Source organism: Shewanella sp. GJ50-10 (assembly GCF_055808815.1).
In genome coordinates this window covers 1,544,364-1,568,973 of the sequence record NZ_JBVVSS010000001.1, presented here as the reverse complement: position 1 = coordinate 1,568,973, position 24,610 = coordinate 1,544,364, and the positions used below count along the sequence as shown (strand labels likewise).

The 24,610-nt window shown below is 40.3% G+C and carries 23 protein-coding genes; 6 read left to right on the top strand and 17 right to left on the bottom strand.

From position 1 onward, the window contains the following. Window positions 1–404 precede the first annotated feature (404 nt). From AC0L4E_RS06515 to AC0L4E_RS06495, 5 genes are all read right to left on the bottom strand, one after another. Complete coding sequence (locus AC0L4E_RS06515) at window positions 405–3,035, bottom strand: TonB-dependent receptor (RefSeq protein ID WP_473678510.1); 2,631 nt, start codon at window positions 3,033–3,035, stop codon at window positions 405–407. A gap of 742 nt (window positions 3,036–3,777) precedes the next feature. Continuing rightward, entirely contained in the window at window positions 3,778–4,209 is a 432-nt protein-coding gene (ndk, locus tag AC0L4E_RS06510) for a nucleoside-diphosphate kinase (RefSeq protein ID WP_102526368.1), read from the bottom strand. A gap of 217 nt (window positions 4,210–4,426) precedes the next feature. Beyond that, window positions 4,427–5,080 carry a TetR/AcrR family transcriptional regulator gene (locus AC0L4E_RS06505; RefSeq protein WP_473678509.1) on the bottom strand — a complete coding sequence of 218 codons (654 nt, stop codon included), beginning with the start codon at window positions 5,078–5,080 and terminating at the stop codon, window positions 4,427–4,429. Between the two features lie 365 nt (window positions 5,081–5,445). Then, entirely contained in the window at window positions 5,446–6,084 is a 639-nt protein-coding gene (locus AC0L4E_RS06500; RefSeq protein WP_473678508.1) for a LysE family translocator, read from the bottom strand. A gap of 2 nt (window positions 6,085–6,086) precedes the next feature. Further along, the gene (locus tag AC0L4E_RS06495; RefSeq protein WP_473678507.1) at window positions 6,087–7,211 is read right to left on the bottom strand and encodes an oxidoreductase; all 1,125 of its coding nucleotides are present in this window, start codon (window positions 7,209–7,211) and stop codon (window positions 6,087–6,089) included. Window positions 7,212–7,340: 129 nt separating this feature from the next. Between AC0L4E_RS06495 and AC0L4E_RS06490 the strand changes: the two genes are divergently transcribed. Both AC0L4E_RS06490 and AC0L4E_RS06485 read left to right on the top strand, forming a co-directional pair. Then, window positions 7,341–8,252: a LysR family transcriptional regulator gene (locus AC0L4E_RS06490; RefSeq protein WP_473678506.1), complete on the top strand. Its 912-nt coding sequence runs from the start codon at window positions 7,341–7,343 to the stop codon at window positions 8,250–8,252. Between the two features lie 135 nt (window positions 8,253–8,387). Then, on the top strand, window positions 8,388–8,534 hold the full coding sequence (locus AC0L4E_RS06485) for a hypothetical protein (RefSeq protein WP_473678505.1): 147 nt from the start codon (window positions 8,388–8,390) through the stop codon (window positions 8,532–8,534). Window positions 8,535–8,659: 125 nt separating this feature from the next. On the opposite strand, the gene AC0L4E_RS06480 is transcribed toward AC0L4E_RS06485, so the two are convergent. The 12 genes from AC0L4E_RS06480 to trmJ form a co-directional block, all read right to left on the bottom strand. Next, on the bottom strand, window positions 8,660–11,707 hold the full coding sequence (locus AC0L4E_RS06480; RefSeq protein ID WP_473678504.1) for an Lcl domain-containing protein: 3,048 nt from the start codon (window positions 11,705–11,707) through the stop codon (window positions 8,660–8,662). Between the two features lie 248 nt (window positions 11,708–11,955). Continuing rightward, entirely contained in the window at window positions 11,956–13,305 is a 1,350-nt protein-coding gene (locus tag AC0L4E_RS06475; protein WP_473678503.1) for a histidine kinase dimerization/phospho-acceptor domain-containing protein, read from the bottom strand. Window positions 13,306–13,349: 44 nt separating this feature from the next. After that, window positions 13,350–14,030 carry a response regulator transcription factor gene (locus AC0L4E_RS06470; RefSeq protein WP_473678502.1) on the bottom strand — a complete coding sequence of 227 codons (681 nt, stop codon included), beginning with the start codon at window positions 14,028–14,030 and terminating at the stop codon, window positions 13,350–13,352. A gap of 347 nt (window positions 14,031–14,377) precedes the next feature. Continuing rightward, the gene (gene fdx / locus AC0L4E_RS06465) at window positions 14,378–14,716 is read right to left on the bottom strand and encodes an ISC system 2Fe-2S type ferredoxin (RefSeq protein WP_102526364.1); all 339 of its coding nucleotides are present in this window, start codon (window positions 14,714–14,716) and stop codon (window positions 14,378–14,380) included. 8 nt (window positions 14,717–14,724) lie between these two features. After that, entirely contained in the window at window positions 14,725–16,587 is a 1,863-nt protein-coding gene (hscA, locus tag AC0L4E_RS06460; RefSeq protein ID WP_473678501.1) for a Fe-S protein assembly chaperone HscA, read from the bottom strand. 75 nt (window positions 16,588–16,662) lie between these two features. Continuing rightward, entirely contained in the window at window positions 16,663–17,187 is a 525-nt protein-coding gene (hscB, locus tag AC0L4E_RS06455; protein ID WP_473678500.1) for a co-chaperone HscB, read from the bottom strand. Between the two features lie 45 nt (window positions 17,188–17,232). Further along, complete coding sequence (iscA, locus tag AC0L4E_RS06450; protein ID WP_102526361.1) at window positions 17,233–17,556, bottom strand: iron-sulfur cluster assembly protein IscA; 324 nt, start codon at window positions 17,554–17,556, stop codon at window positions 17,233–17,235. A gap of 13 nt (window positions 17,557–17,569) precedes the next feature. Further along, a complete protein-coding gene (gene iscU / locus AC0L4E_RS06445; protein WP_102526360.1) occupies window positions 17,570–17,953 on the bottom strand; it encodes a Fe-S cluster assembly scaffold IscU in 384 nt (127 codons plus the stop codon). A gap of 39 nt (window positions 17,954–17,992) precedes the next feature. Beyond that, window positions 17,993–19,207, bottom strand: coding sequence for an IscS subfamily cysteine desulfurase (locus AC0L4E_RS06440; protein WP_220755118.1), 1,215 nt, complete (start codon window positions 19,205–19,207; stop codon window positions 17,993–17,995). A 78-nt stretch (window positions 19,208–19,285) separates the two neighbouring features. After that, window positions 19,286–19,747: a Fe-S cluster assembly transcriptional regulator IscR gene (gene iscR, locus AC0L4E_RS06435; protein ID WP_220755117.1), complete on the bottom strand. Its 462-nt coding sequence runs from the start codon at window positions 19,745–19,747 to the stop codon at window positions 19,286–19,288. A gap of 312 nt (window positions 19,748–20,059) precedes the next feature. After that, the gene (cysE, locus tag AC0L4E_RS06430; protein ID WP_473678499.1) at window positions 20,060–20,881 is read right to left on the bottom strand and encodes a serine O-acetyltransferase; all 822 of its coding nucleotides are present in this window, start codon (window positions 20,879–20,881) and stop codon (window positions 20,060–20,062) included. Between the two features lie 69 nt (window positions 20,882–20,950). Then, the gene (gene trmJ, locus AC0L4E_RS06425) at window positions 20,951–21,694 is read right to left on the bottom strand and encodes a tRNA (cytosine(32)/uridine(32)-2'-O)-methyltransferase TrmJ (protein WP_285164894.1); all 744 of its coding nucleotides are present in this window, start codon (window positions 21,692–21,694) and stop codon (window positions 20,951–20,953) included. Window positions 21,695–21,845: 151 nt separating this feature from the next. Between trmJ and suhB the strand changes: the two genes are divergently transcribed. The 4 genes from suhB to AC0L4E_RS06405 all read left to right on the top strand — a co-directional run bounded on the left by suhB (window position 21,846) and on the right by AC0L4E_RS06405 (window position 24,544). Further along, window positions 21,846–22,649, top strand: coding sequence for an inositol-1-monophosphatase (gene suhB, locus AC0L4E_RS06420; RefSeq protein ID WP_220755114.1), 804 nt, complete (start codon window positions 21,846–21,848; stop codon window positions 22,647–22,649). A gap of 204 nt (window positions 22,650–22,853) precedes the next feature. Further along, a complete protein-coding gene (locus tag AC0L4E_RS06415) occupies window positions 22,854–23,264 on the top strand; it encodes a phosphate-starvation-inducible protein PsiE (protein ID WP_299570276.1) in 411 nt (136 codons plus the stop codon). Between the two features lie 157 nt (window positions 23,265–23,421). Beyond that, complete coding sequence (locus AC0L4E_RS06410; protein WP_220755112.1) at window positions 23,422–23,724, top strand: PilZ domain-containing protein; 303 nt, start codon at window positions 23,422–23,424, stop codon at window positions 23,722–23,724. Between the two features lie 154 nt (window positions 23,725–23,878). Next, window positions 23,879–24,544 carry an AAA family ATPase gene (locus tag AC0L4E_RS06405; protein ID WP_473678498.1) on the top strand — a complete coding sequence of 222 codons (666 nt, stop codon included), beginning with the start codon at window positions 23,879–23,881 and terminating at the stop codon, window positions 24,542–24,544. The last annotated feature ends 66 nt before the right edge of the window (window positions 24,545–24,610 follow it).

Sequence of the window (24,610 nt, the reverse complement as noted above, 5' to 3'; positions counted from 1 at the left end):
AACCGAAGTTAATAACCTCATCTCGATACTGTTAAAAGAAGGTAAATCATTCAACAAGCAACACATAAATTTAACTAGAGGTGTACAAATTGATACGACTTTGCGAGACCAATATCACACCCTAAAAATCAATAACCTTTAAAATCATAAGGTTAAAAAAGCACAATAAAACCACAGTAAAAACAAGAGATAAAGATACGGATGGTCACAACTGTCACCAACTAGTTAAAATCAAACAACATACTGAAACAATTGTAAAAAATAAGCAGAAATAACCTAGAAAAAACTGACAATGTACAAATAAAAAGTTAATCAATTATTTTATTTAACAAACAAAAAGCCCCAGCCGATATTTCGACTGGGGCTTCATAAACAAGAAGACTTAAAAGGTTAAGTTATCTCTATTAGAACTTCACGCTAGCACGAACGAAGAAGTAACGACCTAATACGTCATAAGTGTACGGATCGGTATTTGAATCGTTGTTACCTGAGTAGTAAGGAGGCTCTTCATCTAATACGTTGTTCACACCACCAGACAATCTAACTGTTTCGTTAATGTCGTAAGATGCTGAGATATCGTGGTAAACGATTGAGTCAACTGAAGGTGCGTAACAATCGCTTGGATCATCCTTACAAGCAAATGAATCCATACCATCGATGTAACGTGCTTCGTATGTAGCAGACCAATCGTCACCAGCTGCAGTTAAGTTAAAGTTAGTTTTTAACTCTGCGTATGCACCAACACCACCTGTGATGTAACCTTTGTAATCAATTACATTACCGTCTTGGTCATATTCTTCGTATGTATCAAGAATTGAAGTGTCTAAACCTGCTTTCCAATCTAAGCCTAAACCTTCGAATGTGTATGCAACGTTGATATCGAAGCCTGAAGTGTTAGTTTCACCAATGTTTTGTAAACCATTGTCGAAGCTAATACGGCCAGTGTTATCTATTTCAATATTTGAAGACTGACATAGTGCAGTGCCTTCATTAATCTTCATGCCATTTTCATCTAAACACTGATTAGCAATGTAGTTAGAGTCAACAGAAGTAATAGTGTTTGAAATAGCAATATCGTAGTAATCAACAGTTAAAGATAAACCTTCAACAAAGCTTGGAGAATATACTAAACCAAGTGTTGTGATATCTGCTTCTTCAGGAGTAAGGTCAGGGTTACCACCTACTGTTACTTCTGCTTGAGTTTGATCAGTAGCAGGATGAACGATTTGATCGAATGAAGGTGATTTACCACCGAACAATTCAGATACTGTTGGCGCACGGAACGCTGTTGATTGACCACCACGGATCATCAAGTCGTCAAATACACGCCAAGTTAAACCAAGTTTCCAAGTAGTATCATCACCAAATGTGCTGTAATCGAAGTAACGAACAGCTGCACTTAAGTCAACTTGCTCAAGTAGCATCACATCACTGATTAATGGAATAGCTAGCTCAACATATAATTCATTAACATCAAACTCACCAGAAGTCGCTTCAACACGTGGGTCATTAGCAAGACCTTGAGCAGTCAATGAATCAGGAGTGAAATAAGCAGATTCTTTACGGAACTCGTAACCAGCAGCGAAGCCCATAGTACCAGCAGGTAAGTCTACGATATCACCAGAAAGAGAAAGTGCTGCAATATCTAGTTCACTACCACCAGCATTTACTTCTGTGTATACGAATGGAGCAATGCTATCGCCCATCCAAGAAGATTGTAGGAATGGGTCAAACTCTTCAGCTTGAACAGCATCATTGATAGAGCCAATGTTATGTAAGTTAGCTAAAGTATCTACTGAGTCATTCTTACCTTTGTTGTAAGAAGCATCCCAAGTCCAACCATTATCGAACTCACCTTCAAGACCAACAACTAAACGGATTGTATCAACAACTTGAGAGAAATCACGAGAACCAGACTCAACCATACGGCGACCGTAATCTACAAGTTCGCCATCTTCAACCCAAGGAAGAAGATCATCAGTCATCCAACCACCAGCAGCAATTGGTTGATATTCCCAAGACTCACTATTCCAAATTGGCTGTGGTGCCATTTGCTGATCTGACCAACGCTTAGAATACATTGCTTCAGAGAAGAACATAATAGAGTCAGATAGCTCGTATGTACCAGCCATGCTTAAGTTTAGGCGTTCCATCGGAGTAGATAGGAAGCTAGAAGCTGAGTAGTTATAACGGTCTGCATCAGTAAACTCATGGTATTCACCACCACGACCACTTAAATCAGCACCATTTGCACCCCAGATGTGACCACCTTCTGAATAAGAAGAACCAGCACAGTATAGGCCATCAGAACCTTCAGCGATTGGACACTCAGAGAAGTCACGATCTGCTTGGCTCGCGTCACCACGTTTAGTGTATTGAGCATTGATTACAACGTTACCTTTATCAAAGGTGTTACCTACAGTGAAATCTAAACTTGTTTCTTCAGCATCGCCTTGACCAGACATACCTGTTTGAACATTCATTTCCAAGCCGTCGAAGTCACGCTTTAAGATAACGTTAACAACACCAGCAATTGCATCAGTACCATAAACAGCTGATGCGCCATCTTTAAGTACTTCTACACGTTGGATCATAGAAACTGGAATTGTATTCAAATCAACAGAAGATGCTGCGCCAGTACCAGAAGCAATCATACGACGGCCATTAACTAGAACCAATGTACGATTTGAACCTAAACCACGTAAATTTACACGAGCATTACCACCAGAACCATTGTTCACAGCAGCGTTAGTCATTGCGCCACCAGAAGAGGTCATTTTCTGTAGTACGTCATCAATAGATGTTGCACCAGAAGCGATGATTGCTGAAGCATCAATGACACTTACTGGGCTAGCAGTTTCCATATCGGTACGCTTAATACGTGAACCTGTAACTGCAATTCTTTCTACTTTCTCAGCTTGTGCTTCTTCAGCGATAACACTTCCTGAAAATACTGAACCTGTTGCAACGGTCGTTGCTGCAATTGTCAAAAAGCCACGGCGAATTGCCTTAGCTGTCAAAGATAATGAACTCATTATTAAACTCCCTTCGTCATAATCAAAAATAAAGTCACGACGTTATATTTTTTATTTTTAGGTTAATTATTTAATCAACCGAGAGCATTATTGTTAAATAAAATGACAATAGTCAACATCTATTACAAATTAATAACCAAGTGAAGCAACACTGATACAGACTCAACTTTAACACGTGTTAAAATAATGTTAAACCACCTAAAAACAGATACTTATAAAAATACAATCCTTTAAAGTTAAATAGAATAAGGAGTTTTGTTAACCAACAGTTATTGATAACATTAAATCAGACCAAATATTAACCAAACAAGTTAATTGAATCATGATTTAGGTTAAAATATAGATCTAAAAAAGACTTAAAATTAACAAAGCGTTAACTTAAGTAACAAACTTTTCTTAAAAAATAATTTTTAAATCACAATAAATTTAATAATTAGAAGTTGAGCTTGGTTATTATTTAACAAACAACCGACATTCAGCCAGGTTTGAAAAGAGTAATTACTCAATCTAATTAGAAGGTAATTGCAACAATTGAATTTTTAGCAAATAGAAAAGGAATACTTATTCACAAATATGAAAATAAGAAAGTCTCGGTTTCGATTGGAAACACAAAGAAAAATCAATCGATAAAACGACTATAAGTTCGGAACAGGGGTTGGAATAGAAGCAAGAAGAGCTATCTGCAATTTTTAGGCACAAAAAAGGAGCCATTAGGCTCCTTTTTGCGTAATTCAGTAAAGAATTAACGAGTGCGAGCACATAACTCTTCAGCACTGAAGAAGTACGCAACTTCACGTTCTGCAGATGCTACAGAATCAGAACCGTGAGCAGCATTTTCGTCGATGCTTTCAGCGAAATCTGCACGGATAGTACCTTCAGCAGCTTCAGCTGGGTTAGTAGCACCTAAGATTTCACGGTGAGCTAGAACAGCGTTTTCGCCTTCAAGCGTTTGAACCATGATAGGACCAGAAGTCATGAATGCAACTAAAGCACCGAAGAAAGGACGTTCGCTGTGTTCAGCGTAGAAGCCTTCAGCTTGTTCTTTGCTTAGGTGAACCATTTTAGAAGCGATGATTTTCAGGCCAGCAGTTTCAAAACGGTTGTAGATAGCGCCAATGTGGTTTTTTGCAACAGCATCAGGCTTAATGATAGAAAAAGTACGTTCGATAGCCATGAAAAGCTTCCTTCTTGATATAGGGTTTTTAAATTCGCGCGGATTATACGAAATTTACGTCAACATGCATAGGCCTAATGGCATCACATAATCAAAATGTAATCATGTGACTTAGGTTCTACTCAATTTGTGATAAACCTCAAGCTACTCAGCAATAAATAACTCACATTTAAACGACTCTATTTAGTCATCATTTAAGCCAATAAAGCACTTTATATTACTGACTAGCAAAACTTGGCTGTAAGTAGTTAAGCAGCATTTTGGGTAGTTCTGTTACGAAGGTTTCTTGATCCATTGAGCATGCTATTGCAGGCGTTAAACTAGGGTATAGAATCTTATCAAGTAAACTGTTGATCAACATGTATATCGCCATATCGGCAGCTTGCTGCTTTTTAAGGTCAACTTGAACCGGATCATTGCTGGCGGGAGAAAACTTTAATAACAAATTTGATAAACGGCTATAGGCTTCATTTCTATCTAGAGTGGGATTAGCAAACATAGTATCTGAATGAAGCCGTGCATTTAAATGAATGGTCCTAAAAACACTTTTTCTTGCATCAAGAAAATCGTTGGTTGAACGACACAACAAAGCCACCTGCTCCTCAAGCGTATGACATTGTGCGGACTCCATTTCATCAATCCATTGTCCTAGTTCCTTGCCAAACGCATCGTAAAGTAGCGGCAATAACGCTTCTTTGTTTTCGAAACGTCGATAAAAAGTACCGACTGACACCCCTGCACCTTCAGCTAACTCTTTAATACTGATGTGTTCGAAGTACTTTACTTGTAAAGCGTTTTGTAACGACTGAAGAAACTTATCATGAGTTTCTTGGCTGCGTTTTTGTTTCGGACGTAAATCGGGTGCTGACATTGACTATTCCATTCAAAATCAATAAGTGCGAATAACTCAGCGCATCATACAATTTATCTCAGCCAAACTCTAATTCGAACAGCATTAGCTAATTCAAACCGCATAATGCAAAGTGATTTAGAAATGCTGATGTAGTATGAGATAGTCACTCATAGTGATAGCTTGCTTATTTGAAAGTATTTATGTGCATTTGTCTGTATTCCATTTGGAAATTAAACCGTGTGCTAAACATAAGTTCTCTTTCGACTTTGTACTGAAGCACTATAATGCTTTCAGGTCATAGTGTTCACACTGTCATCTTACCCACAACTTTTCCTTCTTAACGCTAGATTGAATCAATTTTCAATGAGTCAATTTTCACCGCGTCAAAGTAAGATTAATTTCACACCAAGAGCAATGAGTGTTACCCCTAAAACACGGTTAATCATGGTTTGATACTTTTTAACTTGAGGCAATAGTTTTTGATGTGTCAGTAAGTAGCTTAATGATGAAAACCATAATAAGTGCGCAAGTGAAATGATGCCGCCATATACAACTTGTATGACTAGGGGCGTATCTAAAGTCACTAGCTGACTAAATATGCCAAGAAAAAACAGTGTTGTCTTCGGGTTTAAAGCATTCGAAATAAAGCCGCTTGCAAAGGCTGTTGAGGGCTTGATATGTGCAATATCTCCGTGCACTTCGTTGCTACTAGTGCTTTGGGTTTTAATAGCTAAAATACCAATATAAATTAAATACAGCGCGCCCAAATACTTAATAACGTTAAACATTATTGGCGAAGTATTTATCACTATCGCCAAGCCAGCGATACAATAGGATATATGAAGCCAAGTACCGGCAGTGATCCCAAGAGTCGTAAATAGTCCTGCTTTTCTTGAATAAAGCAGGCTATTTTTAGTGACTAATACAAAGTCTGCTCCTGGACTGATAGCCATCATCAGTGCCACAGTACATAGCGTTACAATCTCAATTTGATGCTGTAATATCAGATTTAAAAAGTTCATCTTTAACGTACCGTATTAGTTTCATTTTTAACGACTAATCCGGTGATGCCAGCCATATAACCAATTGCGGAATGCGTAAATCCATTGCTTGATAAAAGTTCAGCAGTGTAAGGCATTTCAATAAGTGGTTTTCCTGCGTTGATTTGGTTCACCCAATCTGGGTTTCCAATAGCAGCTTTACCAATTGCAACAAGGTCTGCACCTTGTGAAATTACACGGTCTGCGGCGGTTATGTTTGAAATATTGCCCGCTACCATCAGTACTATTTCGGGATCTAACTTGCTTTTGATCCACTGTAGTAATGTTTGTTCTTCATCTAGCAGGTGATTAGGTTTTTTAAACGAGTCATAAAGAGACATGTGTATATAGTCTATATCCATTTTGTTTAACGAATTTGCCAACTGGATTTGCTCCTGAATATCAACACCTGTGAAATGGGCGTAATTTTCAGGTGATAATCTGACTCCAATTATAAAGTCTCTTGGTATCTCAGTCCTTATACGGCTCACAATATCAAAAATAATTCGGTTACGATTTTCAAATGATCCTCCCCATTTATCTTGGCGCTGATTGAGCTCAGGGTTACTGAAATTACTTAGTAAAAAGTTAAATGCTGCATGAATTTCAACGCCATCCATACCAGCCTCATAAGCCAATTTCGCTGAATGAACAAAGTCGTTTATCAAGTTCACAATTTCAGCAGTGCTAATCTCTCTGACACCTTCCGGATAATGCTCATCTATTGCATACCTTGAAGGCGCCACCGCCACATCACTACTAAATTCCTGCTTTGTTCTCATCCCACCATGATGAAGTTGTACTATCGCTAATGCGCCATGTTGTTTCGCATTTTTGGCAATTCGGGCGAAACCTTGTTGCTGTGCATCTGTAATTAATGCTGGTTGTCCTTTCCAACTGCGGCCTGTCATTGATACTGCTGTTGCAGCAGTAATTAACATACCAAAGCCACCTTCGGCATTTTTCGCTAGCCAAGCTATTTCATTCTCACTGATATCGCCGTTATCAAAACTCATATTGTGTGTTAAAGGAGCAAGCACCGAGCGGTTTTTCATCTGCTTGCTGCTTTTATTGAAGTTGAAACCTTGTCTAGTTGCAAAATGAGTCATAGCCTGTCTTCCTTTAATGGGTGTACAGCTAAGATAATACATTTCAAATATATAGATAATATGCCAATATTGAACAACTAAATATCCTGGCAGGATATAAACAGCAGTTAGTAGAAAGGATGCATCACAATGAAGAGCAAATTAAATCACCTTTATTTGATGAAGTTGTTTATCGCTATAGTACAAAAAGGATCATTTGCAGAGGCTGCAAGAACATTAGACGTTGCAGCGGCTAAAGCCTCAAAGGATATTCATTATTTGGAAACTTCATTAGATAGTATTTTGCTAAATCGCTCAACACGGTCATTAAGCATTACCGATGCGGGCGAGCTATTCTATCAATCAGCGTTAGATATTGTAGAGATGCATTCGCAAATGCTAGATAACTTAGCGATGCTTAAGCACACTATTTCTGGAGAGTTACGGATAACTGCACCTGCTTTGTGGGGCGAAGTTATCCTTGCGCCGATCATCATCGCATATAAACAGCGCTTTCCTTTGGTTAAGTTTTCGGCAGAATTCTCCAACGAAACAGTTGATATTTTTAAAGATAATATTCATATTGCATTTCGAAGTACCCACTTAAGAGATGAGCCTTATTTGGCAAAATACATTGCGGATGACGAGTTTGTTTTGTGTGCGAGTAAACAATATTTGTTATCGAAAGCAATGCCGGTAATACCTCAAGATTTACTTAAACTTGATTTAATTACCCTGACAAGCAATGAGAATAAACTCAATCAAATTGACTTTATTCATAACGGCCAAGCTGTACTTCAACATTTAAACGGAGAGCTTCATTTTAACAACAAGCAAGTGATATACGAAACCGTAAAAGCGGGCTTAGGTTACGCAGTACTACCAAGATACCTTGTCCGTGAAGCATTAGCATCAGGCTTAGTCGTTGAATTGTTATCTGATTATCAAATTAAAGGCGCTAAATTTTACGCGCTTTATACACAACGTCGAAAAGATTCCGCATTAGTTAATCACTTCATCGACTTTGTGAGTGAGCAAATAAATGCCCACGTAAAAGATTAAGCTACTCTTTATTAGCCAATGTATTAACGCCATAAAGTCTGTATATGTTGAAAAATGTGAAGACTTTACATCTCAATCTAAGAACCCACTATCGATAATAGCTTGTTGTTCGAAGTCGATACTAGATGTACGGAAATGGAAATCCTGAATCGGATGCGTAATGACAAACAGCAAAAACTCAGTTATCCGTTTGCTGTACAGCAACGAAAGTACAAAAATATGAACAAGCATGCACAAACAGAAATCAATAAAACAGCTAAGAACGAATGTGAACGCGCTTAACTAGCTAGAAAAAATGTTCGTATCGTCATGCAGGAAAACATCACTGTTTAACCAACTCAATTAACTTTTTAGTGGGCTGTAATCGGTTAAACAGTGCTAATTTTTATGCTGCAACCATCAATCGGTTATAACTGCTCACCATTTTTATCTTCACCAATGAGTATCAAACTCGGATTGCTGTTGTAATCTGGGTGCAGTTGCCAATTACTAGCATCATAAATCCACGGCTGTAAGCAAGTTCTATCGGTAACGCAAGGATCAGTTAATGCATCCATGAACTCGACAACGGTATTAGATTGATCGATGTTAATATCGATTTCTGGAGCTGGCGAATTAGATGTTGTTTCATCAAAGCTTTGACGGAACAAGAAACGTGTATTGTCGAACGCATAAGGATTCATGTTGTTATAAACCTGCTCACAACTTTCACCATATTTACTCATGATATCCACTACTGAAGTTAGTTCACAGTACTCAGCATTACCTATTTCATTGAATGAAGCATTAGCATTAAGAATCGTACTGATCCCGAGTAAGTTATTCATCGCACCGCCAGGATTGCCATACACATCCATCACTTGAGTTAAAGTCGATAACGCGCCGTTGTGCATATAAGGCCCTGTGACGGCAATATTAAGTAAAGGCGAAGTGCGAAAATGATATGCATCTCCTATATCACCCGTCACATTCTGACGCCCAAAATCACTACCAGTGACAAACTGGTTGTCATCACCATTACCTGGGCCAACCTGACCTAAACCAATAGCATGAAATTCTCCATCCGTGAAATTATCACCTGAATGACATTGACTACAGGCTGCGCCACCTTCATCACCGGCGGTCATAAATAACACCGCTCCGACCTTTTGATTAAAACTCAATGTATCAATGTCTTTATTAGATTCACCACGTAGAGCTGCTAAGTATTCTTTCCATGGATTTTCAGCAAAAACCATAGACTCTTCAAATGCGGCTAAGGCTTCAGCAATTAAATCAAACGAAATAGTGTTATTGCCATAGGCATCAATAAATAATGCCTCCCATTCAGCATCTCCTTCAAAACGCTCAGCGAGCATATCGCGATACGCTTGATTGCTTGAACCTAAAGGCTCATCACCGCGCATTTCATTGTGAGTTATGGTTGGAAAACGTGACTGAGCATTAGCAAGCGATGCCCCCGAAGGAATATTATTATCAGCAGTGCTAGAACTAGTTGAATCTGGGGTAATAATACCGCCATCAGTGCCGCGTGCACCTGGCGTATTATTAACACTTTCTACTCTGGAATCCCAAAATAAGCCCCTATCTATCAACCCCAGATTAAATATGGTTGGCGCATTACGACCAATGACAGGATAGCCTTCTAGTTCACCTGCATCACTGCCATTAAAGTAACGGCCTGAGCCAAGCAAGTTAGGGGTGAAATCATGAAAAACATCTACCGCATCATAACCCACAGGCCAAGATAGATTATCGCCACCACCAAGCACCGGATGGTGACAAGATGCACATGCTGTATCGTATTCGCCACTTAAGCGTTTAGAGTAAAATAATGCTTTACCTAATTGGGCTTTGGCATCATTGATGTTAGGTAAATCGCGACCTACAGTTGGGTCGCCCGTTAAGCCTTGTTCATTAATCAGCACTTGAGCGTGAACATCAACAGGTTCCATGCTGCCAGATACCGTACCTAAACCATCATCACTGATGATGCCCTCTGTTTCTTGAACATCAACTTCTGCAAGCTGTAAATCGTCAATGCCGGAACGCACTACTCTCACTAACATTGCATCGCTGCGGCCTTTAAACCAATTTAACCCTGTTTTGAAATTAATAAACCAAGAGTCTTGTGAAAACTCAATCATAGGTGATGAGCTCCAAGTGTATTCTTGGGTTGTGGCGGGAAATACATTTAAATTAATAGCAGGTGAAACGGTGGTGAAATCAACCAGCGAAAATAACTCTTTATTGTTCGGTAAGCGCCAATCACTGTAGCCAGCCAAATCATGATTTTGCGCAAAGGCTAGCGCATCTCCCCAATCCATCGCTTCAGCAGAACCATTATCACATTGCAGCCCATCAAGACCGGCAACACATTGCGCCCACATTAATCCTGTAGCTGAATCAGTTACGGTGCCATCATCATGAACCACATAACGCTCATCTGGCGTTTCTTGTGTATTGGATTCAGTTGAAACGGGATCAATCACTCTGACTAAACGTAATGCTGCAGATTGATAGCGTTGAATATTTTTATTGTTCCCAAATACATATTGAAAAGCCCAAGCATAGAACTCACCATGTTCGCCACTGTAAGGCAATGCACTCCAATAGAACTCACTAACAGTATTCGGAAAATAATCGGTATCTATTTTTGTCGCACGACTTGAGGCACCAAAGTGCGCAATTGACATTAAATGGCTGTTACTCGGCACTCGCCAGTCACTATAACCGCAAAGGTTGTCTTCATTGGTTGTGATGATTAACCCATTCCAGTCATCATAATAATCACCTTTGCGTTCAACCCCTTCTCTTTCTCGCGCAGTTAACCCGCCCCAGCGATAAGTATTGTTCGCATCACGAATACCACCATCTCGAGTTTTAACTTCCCACATTAACCCTGTTCGGTTATCTCGAACGCAGGCCCAAGGCGAAGATGTATAGTTTCCATTGCCAGTATATTCAGAGCCATCTGCATTTATACGAGTGAAATCAAACCCATTAGCACCATTTTGTCCAGAGTCAGCAACTGCACTTCGTCCTTGGCTGCAGTCTTGCGCTAGATTGGTTACATTATCACTAGCCGTAATACTCACACTGCAATCTGTGCCATTTCTGTCATAGTCCGATCCAAAACCAATCCCGGTATCATTCAGCGCAGCCATGCCAAGATTAAAATTTTGTACTGGCGCCTCTCCTGAACCACCATCATTCCCACCTTCGCCGCCGGAGCCATCACCTTCATTACCTTCTCCACCAGAGTCTTCTTCACCTGTTCCGTCTTCCCCTGAGCCATCATCACCAGTATTTCCTTCTCCTGGGTCGCCACCGATTTCAGTTTCATCGCTACTGGTATCGCCCTCATCGCTACCACCACAACTTGCTAAGAAAAAAATGAATATCAAAGAACAGAGAATACGAAGTGTGCTTTTAATTTTTAGTTTGATTATCACAATACCGCTCCAATATGTTGTTAACTTTTTTGTATCATAAACTGACAAAGATGAGCGGAAGATGAGCAGATGAGATAGATTTGAGGTTTATAACGCAAAGACATGTTTATCATTAAAACAACTGAAGGTTAAAAGAGCTTATATACAAAAATTTTAATTAGTGGTCTGAATTTATGAGGAAAATAATGAGGAATTTACGGTGACACTTGATTTAGCTCTTAACTCAGAACCTTTTACAAAGCCTATATTCAATTAGCTTCGTCGCGGTGTTTGAGATTCATATATAACTGCTGCCCATGTAATTCAGCAATGAGCTCAAGTGACAATGCTTGTGTCGCAGTTTGGGCAATTGAAAGCCCTAAACCAACATGCTTGGTTCCTGTTCGGGACAGATCTTTGCGCCATAATCTATCAAACATAGTATTCAAATCATCTCTGCTAAGGTTAGGTGCATCATTAACCACTCTTATAATAGAATTTCTACTTTCACTGTCGATAGTGATTTGACTATTCTCTGGTGCATATTCCACTGCATTACTGATTAAGTTCGAAATGATCATCCGTAAAAGCCGAGGATCGCTTTGGACACTATAACCATCGTCAATCAGTTGAGTGACGGTCATATTGCGCTGGTTAATTTGATTGGTGTGTAATGAGATACATTCATCAACAAGAATTGCAATGTTCACTTGTTCTAACAAAATTTCGGCACGTGAGTTTTCAACTCTGGCTAATGAAAGCAAACTATCAATAGTCTGTTGCAATTGCGCTGACGATTCAGCTATATAGTGAAAATCTTCAGTTGAGGATTGTTCTGGCCACTTTAATGCCACTTCACTTGTGGTGCGCATCGCCGCTAGCGGTGTGCGTAACTCATGGGCTAAGTCGTTATTAAACTGACGTTCTCTAGCAAAACTTTGCTCTAATCTAGCAAGCAATTGATTTAACCTTGCCACCAGCGGCGTAATTTCAGCAGGTACGTCTGCTTCAGCTAATCTATTGTGTAATGAGCCAGCCTCCACATTAGCCACTTGCTCTGATAAGTTATGAATAGGGATTAATGCCCTTTTAATTGCAACAATGAGTATTGCTGATAATAAACTGCAGAAAAATAGCCCGCCTAACAATAATTGAATGGCAAATGCAGATAAGCGCTGATTGATGTCTTCTCGGTTAATCGCAACAGCAACATTAACTGCAGGTCGTCTTGGTCCACCTTTAACTGTAAATGAATGAACACGGATATCAGCGCCGGAACTTAATTGGCTATTGAATTGAATACCATCAGCATTATTAGTGACCTCAAGCTCATCTGAGCGAGGCAGTTGTTCAGCCCCTAAGCTCATTGATTTATTCAATGTTTGACCGTTGAGACCCCAAGATTGAAGATAATAACCACTTTCCACATCGTTAAGTTTTAATTTGGTGCTCGAAGCAAAGTCTTGCTCAATTGCTGCAGCGCCGAAACGTGGCGTTGGTCTCATCAACGTTAACTTCATGATCCGAGAAAACTCATTCAGCTCATTAACAAGGCTGGCATTTAACCTGCGCTGCTCAGTAAAATACAATAATGAACCCGCTAATATGGCAATAATCACAAAGCTAGGCACAAGCCATATTAAAAGCTTACTTCGAATACTCTTCATGGTTTTTGTGGGCTAATGATATAACCCATACCTCTTCGAGTATGAATAAGCGGTGCGCTAGATGTTGGTACGCTAATGGCTTTTCTTAACGCACATATTGCAGTGTCGACAACATTACTCGTCGGAGAGACTTGTTCATCATAAATATGTTGTTCTATTTGCGTGCGAGAAATAACGCTATCAGTGTGCAACATCAAGTACTCTAATAATGCATACAACTGAGAAGGTAAAACGATAGACTGTTCGGCACGTATTACCGTTTTGGCAGAACGATCCAATACAAGATCAGCAACCACCAGTTTCGGCGAGCGATGCTGATATTTACGTCGAGCTAATGCTTCAACTCGAGCAATCAACTCTTCAATGGCAAAAGACTTCACTAAATAGTCATCCGCACCTAAACGCAGACCTGCGACTCTGTCTTCAATAGAATCTTTTGCCGTTAAGAACAGCACTGGGGTTTCATTGTTGGCCTCGCGTAGCTTTTTAAGCACTTCGCGCCCATCTAAACCAGGCAACATAATATCCAGAATGATGACATCATAGTCTTGCTCTAAAGCCATCCATAAACCTTCTTGCCCATCACCTGTTGCATCAACAGCAAATCCAGATGCTTTTAAGGCTTTGACCACTGGTCGGCGTAATGCTTCAGAATCTTCGACCAACAATAATTTCATATAACCCCATTTTAAAAACTAAAGATTAAAACTAAAGATTAAATACTAAGCCAATAAACTCAATTAAATCAGAACGACAAACCCGATGACATAATCATACTAAAGATAACATGAGCAGAAGATTAACATTCAAATTAATCTTGTTACTTGTCAATACTTTTGGACGTCAATTCAATAAAGCCAATCTCTTGCTAAAAATTAATGTTGGATAAAACGCATTATGACGAACGGCTAAAACACACTTGCCCCTTTGCTATTCAGAAGCAAAGCTACACAAATATGAATAAACAAAAAAGAGCAATAACATTGCTGTTATTGCCCTTTCATATTCTAAGTTAGAATCTAGCTTAGTGTCCTTCAGACACCATGTTGACGGTGTACTTAGGAATATCAATGACTAAGTCGCAATCAACGACTTTAGCTTGGCAAGAAAGACGGCTCTCAGGCTCTAAGCCCCATGCTTTATCAAGCATATCGTCTTCTAACTCATCGCTTTCTTCAAGTTGGTCAAAGCCTTCACGAACAATACAATGACACGTAGTACATGCATTCGACTTTTCACAGGCGTGTTCAATGTGGATGCCATTTTTTAATGCAACATCTAAAATGGTTTCGCCAACTTCGGCTTCAACAACTGCTCCATCTGGACACAGCTCTTCATGTGGTAAAAAAACTAACTGTGGCATTTCATCACCTATATATTATCGACAGACTGACCTTTCAGCGCTGCTCGAATTGAATTGTCCATACGACGATTAGCAAACTCTTGAGTTTGTGCATCTAATGCTTCAATCGCTTTTTCAATAGCGTCGGTATCTTCACCCTGAGCAGTTAATTGTAACTGTTCAATGGCGGTATTAATCTCAGCTTGCTCTTGCGGGTTGAGTAAATCTGCATCTTTGGCTAATGCTGCGCTCAAGGTTTCTACCACTCTTGAAGCTTCAACTTGTTGCTCAGCTAACATTCGACGAGTGATATCATCTTTCGCATGTTTCATTGAGTCTTTTAGCATAGTCGCGATTTCAGTATCAGATAAACCAAATGAAGGCTTAACTTGAATCGTGGTTTTAACTTCAGTTGATTTTTCCATCGCTGTAACACTCAACAAGCCATCAGCATCCACTTGGAAAGTCACCCGAATATGCGCTGCGCCTGCAGCTAATGCAGGAATACCATTTAAGGTAAAACGCGCTAATGAACGACAATCATCTACTAGCTCACGTTCACCTTGTACAACATGAAAAGCCATTGCCGTTTGGCCGTCTTTAAATGTCGTGAACTCTTGAGCGCGAGCAACAGGAATGGTGGTATTACGCGTAACGACTTTTTCAATTAAACCACCCATGGTTTCGATACCAAGTGATAGTGGAATAACATCAAGTAATAACAAATCTGATTCTGGCTTATTGCCCACTAGAATATCAGCTTGAATCGCTGCGCCAATGGCAACAACACGATCTGGGTCAATAGACGTCAGTGGTGCTTTTTTGAAAAAGCTCTCAACTTGCTCACGCACTAATGGTACGCGGGTAGAACCGCCTACCATGACGGTTTCAATAATCTCATCAGCAGTAACATCAGCATCGCGCAATGTACGGCGACAACTTGCGATAGTCTTTTTAACCAGTGATGTAATTAACGATTCAAACTCTGCTTTTGAAACTTCAGTATTAACCGTATCGCCATTATCTAGCGTGACAGACGCAATACAAGTATCTGCATTGGTTAATTGCTCTTTCACTCGGCGTGACTCAATTAATAACTGACGCGATAAAGAGGCAGAAAGCTCATTAAGCCCTAAAGCTTGCTGTAAATGTGCTTGTAAAAGGTGGTCGAAATCATCGCCGCCCAACGCAGAGTCACCGCCAGTCGCTAAGACTTCAAATACGCCGCGATTAAGACGCAGAATCGAAATATCAAAGGTACCACCACCCAAATCGTAGATGGCAATAACGCCTTCTTGTTTAGTGTCTAAACCGTATGCGATTGCAGCAGCTGTTGGCTCGTTCAATAAACGAAGCACTTTAACACCTAAAAGTTCAGCTGCATCTTTAGTCCCTTGGCGTTGCGCGTCATCGAAATAGGCTGGCACAGTAATCACTACGCCCTCTAAATCACCACCTAAGGTTTTTTCAGCGCGAGCAATAAGCGGCTTAAGAATTTCAGCTGAAACTTGTACAGGGTTAACTGCGCCATTAGCAGTATTGAAAATAGGTAAACCATTTTCACTGGCAGTTAAGTCGTATGGTAGTTGATGTTCACCAGCTTGAATATCGGCAAGACTTCGGCCCATAAAGCGTTTCACTGAAACAATGGTATTTTTAGGATCTTTAGCCGAGTGAATTTGAGCAGCTTCGCCTGTTTCGATACTGTCGACAGCGTAATGCACAACCGAAGGTAGCGAATGCTGGTTGTCACTATCGGGTAAAGTCAGTGCTTCACCACTTCTAACAGCCGCAACTAATGAATTTGTTGTACCTAGGTCGATACCCACGGCAAGGCGGTGCTGATGCGGCGCGGCGCTTTGACCGGGCTCAGCGATTTGAAAAAGGGCCATAGTATTCCAATTGTTTAGTAATCAACATTCATCTAAAGATAATAAAAAGCCCTGCTAAAGTAACAGAGCACATCGTTAATCTAATAATGAATCTTCAATTCTTGCGAGTTCATCCTGCAATTTTGCCATAAATTTTAGCTTTCTTATTTGATCCGCTGCAGATAAATTATTTTCATCTGTATTGGCTGCTAATAATTGGGCAAGTAATTGCGAAAGTGTCTTTTCAAAGTCAGCAAATGACTGGTACAAATCATCAATTGATTCATCAGCTTGTTGACTATCTTTGATATCTTCTAGGGATTCACGCCATTCCATTTGCTGCATCAAAAAAGCGGTATCTTTGACTGTGGTGGTTTCGTGGCTTATATCAATGCCACGTAAACTCAGCATGTGCTCTGCACGTCGCAATGGATTTTTTAGCGTTTGATAACCGTCATTAACCTGCGCAGTTCGTTGCACAGACAGCAATTTTTGCTGTTCAGACTCGTTAGCAAATTTATCGGGATGAACCGCCCTTTGCAGTTCGCGGTAGCGCTCTGCAAGGTTGGCGGTGTCGATATCAAAGGAAGGTGTTATTTGAAATAATTCAAAGTAATTCATTGGCAGATATCATGCTCTTTATTGGTAAATTAGAGTGAGGCTTTACTACACAGTAAAGCTTTCACCACAACCACATTCACCTTTGGCATTAGGGTTGTTAAATTGGAAACCTTCGTTTAGGCCTTCTTTAACAAAATCTAATTCGATGCCTTGAAGATAGATAAAACTTTTAGCATCGATAATGATGTTAACGCCTTCAATCTCAAAAACGTCATCATCATCGTTAGCTTCATCAACAAACTCAAGCACGTAAGCCATACCAGAACAGCCAGATGTTCTTAACCCTAGGCGTAAACCCAAGCCTTTTCCTCGATTAACTAGGAAAGATTTCACTCGTTCAGCCGCAGCTGGGGTCATTGTTATTGCCATCTTAACTCCGGTATTACTTGTCTTGCTTTGATTTGTACTCATCTAATGCTGCTTTAATAGCGTCTTCGGCTAAAATAGAGCAATGGATTTTAACAGGCGGTAATGCAAGTTCTTCAGCAATGTCAGCATTCTTAATCGTTGCTGCTTCATCAACACTTTTACCTTTAACCCACTCTGTTACCAGTGAGCTAGAAGCGATTGCGCTACCACAACCGTAAGTTTTGAATTTAGCATCTTCAATGATGCCGTCTTCGCCGATTTTTAGTTGAAGCTTCATCACGTCACCACATGCTGGTGCGCCAACCATACCTGTTACCACTGAAGGATCATTCTTATCAAATGAACCCACGTTACGTGGATTTTCATAATGTTCGATTACTTTTTCGCTGTAAGCCATAACAATTCTGCTCCGTTTATCGCTATCGATAATAATGTATTAGTGATGTGCCCACTGAACTTGGTCCAGATCGATACCATCTTTAAACATCTCCCAAAGTGGAGACATTTCACGTAACTTACCGATAGAATCATCAATTACTTTAATTGCATGCTCGATATCTTCATCAGTGGTAAAACGACCAATTGAGAAGCGGATTGAGCTGTGTGCCATTTCATCATTCAAGCCTAATGCACGTAGTACATAGCTAGGCTCTAGACTTGCAGAAGTACAAGCTGAACCTGATGATACGGCTAAATCTTTAAGCGCCATCATTAATGACTCACCTTCAACAAAGTTGAAGCTCACATTAAAGATACCGCAGTAGCGTTGTTCCATATCGCCATTGATATAGGTTTCTTCGATATGCTTAATGCCAGCCCATAGCTTGTCACGTAGACGAAGTATGCGAGCATTATCTTCAATCATATCTTGCTTAGCGATAGCTGCTGCTTCGCCTAAGCCAACGATTTGGTGTGTAGCTAATGTGCCACTACGCATACCGCGCTCATGACCGCCACCGTGCATTTGAGACTCTAAACGAATACGTGGTTTACGACGCACGTATAATGCACCAATCCCTTTTGGCCCATACATTTTATGACCAGAGATTGAAATCAAATCTACTTTGGTTGTTTTCACGTCAATCGGTAATTTACCTGCACTTTGTGCAGCATCCATATGGAAGAAAATACCTTTTGAGCGACATAACTCACCAATTGCATTGATGTCTTGAATCACACCAATTTCATTATTTACATGCATGATGCTCACTAAAATTGTGTCATCGCGCATTGCACCTTCAATCACTGATAATGGAATAAGTCCATTGTCACCTGGTTCAAGGTAAGTCACTTCAAAGCCTTCGCGCTCTAACTGGCGACAAGCATCAAGAGTGGCTTTATGTTCTGTTTTACTGGTGATGACATGCTTGCCTTTCTTGTTATAGAAATGCGCAATACCTTTAATAGCAAGGTTGCTTGATTCAGTCGCACCAGATGTGAAAACAATTTCACGGTGATCGGCATTGATTAAATCAGCCACTTGGTTACGAGCAATATCAACTGCTTCTTCGGCTTGCCAACCATAGCGGTGAGAACGTGATGCAGGGTTACCAAACACACCGTCCATTGTCATAAATTGGACCATTTTGTCGGCAACACGTTTGTCGACAGGGGTTGTTGCGGCATAATCTAAATAGATAGGAAGCTTCATCATACACTCCGTACTGAGTAGTCATCTGTGTGACCACTTACAACGTACATATATTGTTATCGATACATCAACACAAAACTACAAAGTAACTCTGTGCTCATTCTGCATTTCATCTTGCTTTAAAGAGATAAATTGAACATCTCGTTTATGCATTAATCCAGCAAGCGTAATGCCATCTAAAAATTCTGAAATCTGTTTACTTAAATCTCCCCATAAAGAATGGGTGAGACAGCGGGAGCCACTTTGGCAATTCCCTTTCCCCTGACAACGAGTCGCATCAACTGACTCATCTACAGCATGCACGACCATGCCTACAGAGATATCGTTCGCTTCTTGTCCAAGACGATAACCGCCTCCAGGACCACGAACACTAGATACAAGACCATGTTTACGAAGCTTAGCGAAGAGTTGCTCAAGATAGGAAAGCGATATTCCCTGTCTTTCAGAGATATCCGCTAAGGGAACTGGCCCGGTGGCTGAGTGAATAGCAACGTCCAGCATAGCTGTCACTGCGTAGCGACCTTTTGATGTCAGTTTCATAACGTTATTTGCTCCCATATACTATAGGGCAATTTCACCATACCCGAGTAAATTAGTCAAGTATTTAACCCACTAAACCACTCAAGTATTATATCTCGTTCGCGTCTAACAATTTAGGTCTTAAAATTTGCAGGGGTATTTAACCTTTTTATACCGCAAGATTCAATGCTAGAGAGCTATTAATTGACCGAATATGTGATAAAACTGCAGTATGTCAAAAAAAACTGATTACTGTGAAAACCCGACGACTTAGAAATAAAAAAGTCGATACCTTTAAATGGGTATCGACTATGTGTTTTTCAAGTCTAAAGATTAAATAATCGGATCAAACTTATCAATTTCTTGAATACGCTTTTCAGCCGCTTCTTGTTCCGCTTCTGTAAAGTTATCAACATTGAGTTCAGGTAACTTTTCAGTGCAGACTTCGCCGCCCATGGTTTGTACAGCTTGGCAAATCTCTTGTACTTTTGAGTCCATCAAATGCATATGATCCAACATCTGGCCAATGGCACTTGCAACTGGATCTGGGTTATCAGGCGATACCGCATAAGCATCAAAGCCGTACTTCTTCGCCATAGCACTGCGGCGCTCAGTTTGTTCTTTCGTTTGCTCAGAAGGTCTTGCCACTACGCGGGCAGGAATTCCCACAACCGTTGTTTCTTTAGCAACATCTTTAACCACAACCGAATTAGAACCCACTCTTGCACCGTCGTGCATCGTAATTGGTCCAAGAATTTGAGCGCCTGCACCAACAACAACATTGTTCTCAAGCGTTGGGTGACGTTTGCCTGCTTGCCAAGTGGTGCCACCTAATGTAACGCCATGATAAAGCGTACAGTCGTCGCCTATTTCGGCAGTTTCACCAATAACAACCCCCATACCATGGTCGATAAAAAATCGACGTCCAATGGTTGCGCCAGGGTGGATTTCAATACCAGTGAACCAACGTGAGAAGGTAGATAAACATCGTGCTAGCAAATGCCATTTGGCATTCCAAAGCTTATTGCTAATGCGATGAATCCAAATCGCATGCATGCCAGGATAATTTACTAAAATCTCGAAACTACTATTCGCCGCAGGGTCACGGTGATAAATAGATTCAATATCTTCCTTCAATCGCGCTATCACGCCCATGTCACAGTCCTTCTTTTACCACTTTAAATTTCTTACTTTCATCGTTACAGAAATGACACTAACAGCAGTTTATGACTCTTTGTCTTTACTACTATCTTCTTGCGGCATTTTTTTATCAATCGAGGTTAAAATACCGCGCAGGATATTCATTTCTGCAGTCTCAACACGAGCACGGCTGAATAAGCGTTTAAGCTTTGTCATAATCTGACCTGGATGATTTTTAATAATAAAATTGGTCTTAGTTAATGTCGACTCAAGATGAACATAAAAGCGTTGCAAGTCTTCTGAGAGTGGATATTCCTCTTCAAAAGTCGCTTTTTCATCTAACGCTAAATGTGCCATACGAGTTTCATAACAAATGATTTGCACTGCCTGAGCTAAGTTAAGCGAGCTATATTCAGGATTGGCAGGAATCGCAACATGATAGGTACACTCTTGCAGCTCTTCATTACTTAACCCGTGGTTTTCACGACCAAACACAATAGCGACAGGACCTTTTAGGCTCTCAAGTGCTAACTTCTCGCCCGCCTCTTTAGGAACCAGCATTGGCCAATCTAACGTTCTGCTACGTGCACTAGTGGCAATGACTAGGCTGCAACCTTCAATGGCCTCAGATAATGAATCAACAATGGTGACGTCTCTAATCAGGTCGGCGGCACCTGCTGCAAGTGCAATAGATTGACCATCTGGCTCTACTCTTGGTTCTGCAAGGTACAGATTTGATAAGCCCATGGTTTTCATGGCTCTAGCAGTAGAACCGATATTTCCGGGATGAGATGTCCCTACTAAAACAACGCGTATATTACTCAGCATGAAACTACTTTATTTGTCTAAAAAACTATTTGCGGATAGTAACACAAGCAGCAATTAATTCCTTATATGAAAATCTGCATTTGATAAACCTGTCAAAATGCGTATAATTACGCGGCTGATTTATTCGTTCTTTAACATCCAGGGGATTGCTATGCATCCGATGCTGACTATTGCCACGCGCGCTGCACGCGCTGCGGGCCAAACTATTATGCGCGCCTATACTGAACTCGACAAAGTTGAAGTTGATTCAAAAGGTCTAAATGACTTTGTAACAAGTGTAGACAAGGAAGCAGAAGCTACCATTACATACCAAATTCGTAAGTCTTACCCAGACCACACGATTGTTGGCGAAGAAGACGGTGAAAACCGTGGTTCTAACAAAGATTATGTATGGATAGTCGATCCTTTGGATGGTACCAACAACTTCGTTCGTGGTATCCCTCATTTCGCAGTATCTATCGCAGTACAATATAAAGGCAAAATTGAAGTTGCCGTTATTTACGATCCTGTTCGCGAAGAGTTATTCTCTGCAGTACGTGGCCAAGGCGCTAAAGTTAACGACTTCCGTCTACGTGTAACTGGTGTAAATGAACTAGCTAATACCATGATTGGTACTGGTTTCCCGTTCAAGTCTCGTCAACACACTGAAACCTACATGAACATTCTTGGTGAAGTATTCCCAGTTTGTGCTGATATTCGCCGTGCAGGTTCTGCCGCGTTAGATTTAGCTTATGTAGCAGCTGGTCGTTTAGACGGTTTCTTCGAAATCGGTCTTAAGCCATGGGACATCGCAGCAGGTGATTTAATCTGTCGTGAAGCTGGCGGTACGGTAACTGACTTCACTGGTAACCATAATTACCTAGCTTCTGGTAACGTTGTAGCGGGTTCGCCTAAAGTAACTTCTGAGCTTGTTAAGATTATGCGCCCTTTATTGAATGAAGGCTTAAAACGCTAATCGCTTTTCTAACGACATACCGTTAGAACATAAAACCGCCAAACTTAATTGTTAATGGCGGTTTTTTTATGTCTGCGATTTATCAATGGCTTATTGTATAAATCATATAAATTTATCTTTTTTGATCTGGATCACTCAGCAAACTGGCTCCTAGCAGAATATACTGAATTATCAATTAGATTTAAAATAAGAGATAACATTATTATGCCGCTCCCTATCCTTCGTCAAATAGGCATCAAAAGCCTAAAAAGCGTTGAACACGTCGTTTTATTTATTATTTCCGTTGCGACCGTGTTTGCTATCGGCGAAGAAATCCTCCATATGTTCGAAATCAGAACAGTCGAGCTGGCAGACTTACTCTTACTGTTCATCTATCTCGAAGTGTTAGCTATGGTGGTTAACTATCTAGAGTCAGGTAAATTACCAATCCGCATGCCGATTTATATCGCTATTGTAGCCTTAGCCCGTTACTTAATTCTTGATATGAAAGGCATGGATGACTGGCGAATTCTGGCCATTTCGATTTCTACCATTGTACTGGCCTGCACCGTTATTGTTATCCGCTGGGGTCAGCTCAAACTGCCATACCCAAAGAGTAAAGATTTAGATCATTAATCAGTAACCTATCAGCACAAAACAAATATTGATAATTAAAGCGATAAGTGACTAACTTATCGCTTTTTTTATGGATGTTGATTAGTATTAATTGAGTGCATAAACAATGTACATAAATAATGTGCATTAACAAAAGCCAACACGGAGTGACGCGGTAATGTCTAATGAACCAACAGGATTTGAAGAAAAACGAAACTCATTAAGAGTGGATATGGAAGCTGAGCGTATTCTCTTACATTGGATTGATAGTGCCGGTGAGCCTAATGAAGATTACGGCGTATGTATTGACTTAGCGCGCAAAGGGATCCTCATTGATTACAAAAGTGCTTTCGAACTTGGGGATTTAATCGCTATCACCTTTAATCAAAATACAGAAAAACAAAATACCATTAAAGGGCAAGTATGCCGCTGCACACAAGCCAATCCACAAAGCTTTCATATTGCATTGCAATTACTTTGAACAACCGTCAGCAATGCCTGAGATAGATAATGATAAATTAGATTATTGATATAAAGCTTTTATTGCCTTTGATTTCAATACTTCTGATTTAATGAGTTATTTTCTACTATGATTAATTTAGGGCGATAGATATCTCATCAAATAAGGTAGCGCTATGATAATACTGGTAGGTGGAGAAAAAGGCGGCAGCGGCAAGAGTTGTTTAGCTCAAAACCTTGCTGTTTATGTTACCGACACTTTTAAAGCTAATGTATTAATGGTTGATTGCGACCCTCAGCGCACCACATCAGATTGGATACAAGCCCGCAACGCCCAAACCGATTTAAAACCAATTAACTGTATTCAGCTCTACGGCAAAATCCGTAATGATTTATTAAGCTTGGGTGAACGCTTTGACTACGTTATTGTCGATTGTGGCGGTCAAGATAACCTTGCCATGCGCGCAGCCATGTCAGTGGCAACTTATGTCGTTATTCCTCTGCGGCCAAAACGTAGAGACTTAAAAACCTTACCGCACATGGAAGACATGCTCAGTACCTGTAAAATGGTTAATCCTAAAATGGTGGCTACTGTTGTCATCAGTCAGTGTCCAGCACTTCCCTCTCAGTTCAAGCGTATTCTAGAAGCTAAAGATGTTGTTAAATCATTCGGACTCACTGCGCTAAATGCGGTGACCTTTAACCGTAATATTTACGATGACAGCGAAGAAAGCGGCTCGTCTGTATTAGAGATAGATCCTGAAGGCAAAGCCGCGCAAGAAATTAGCGCCATTGCAGAAGAGTTATTTGCTATACCACCTGATAACAACTTTGAGTTTTAACCTTGGAGTTGAAGCTAGAATTCGATTTTATATAGATACCGGAAAGTGAAACATTACTGACAACAA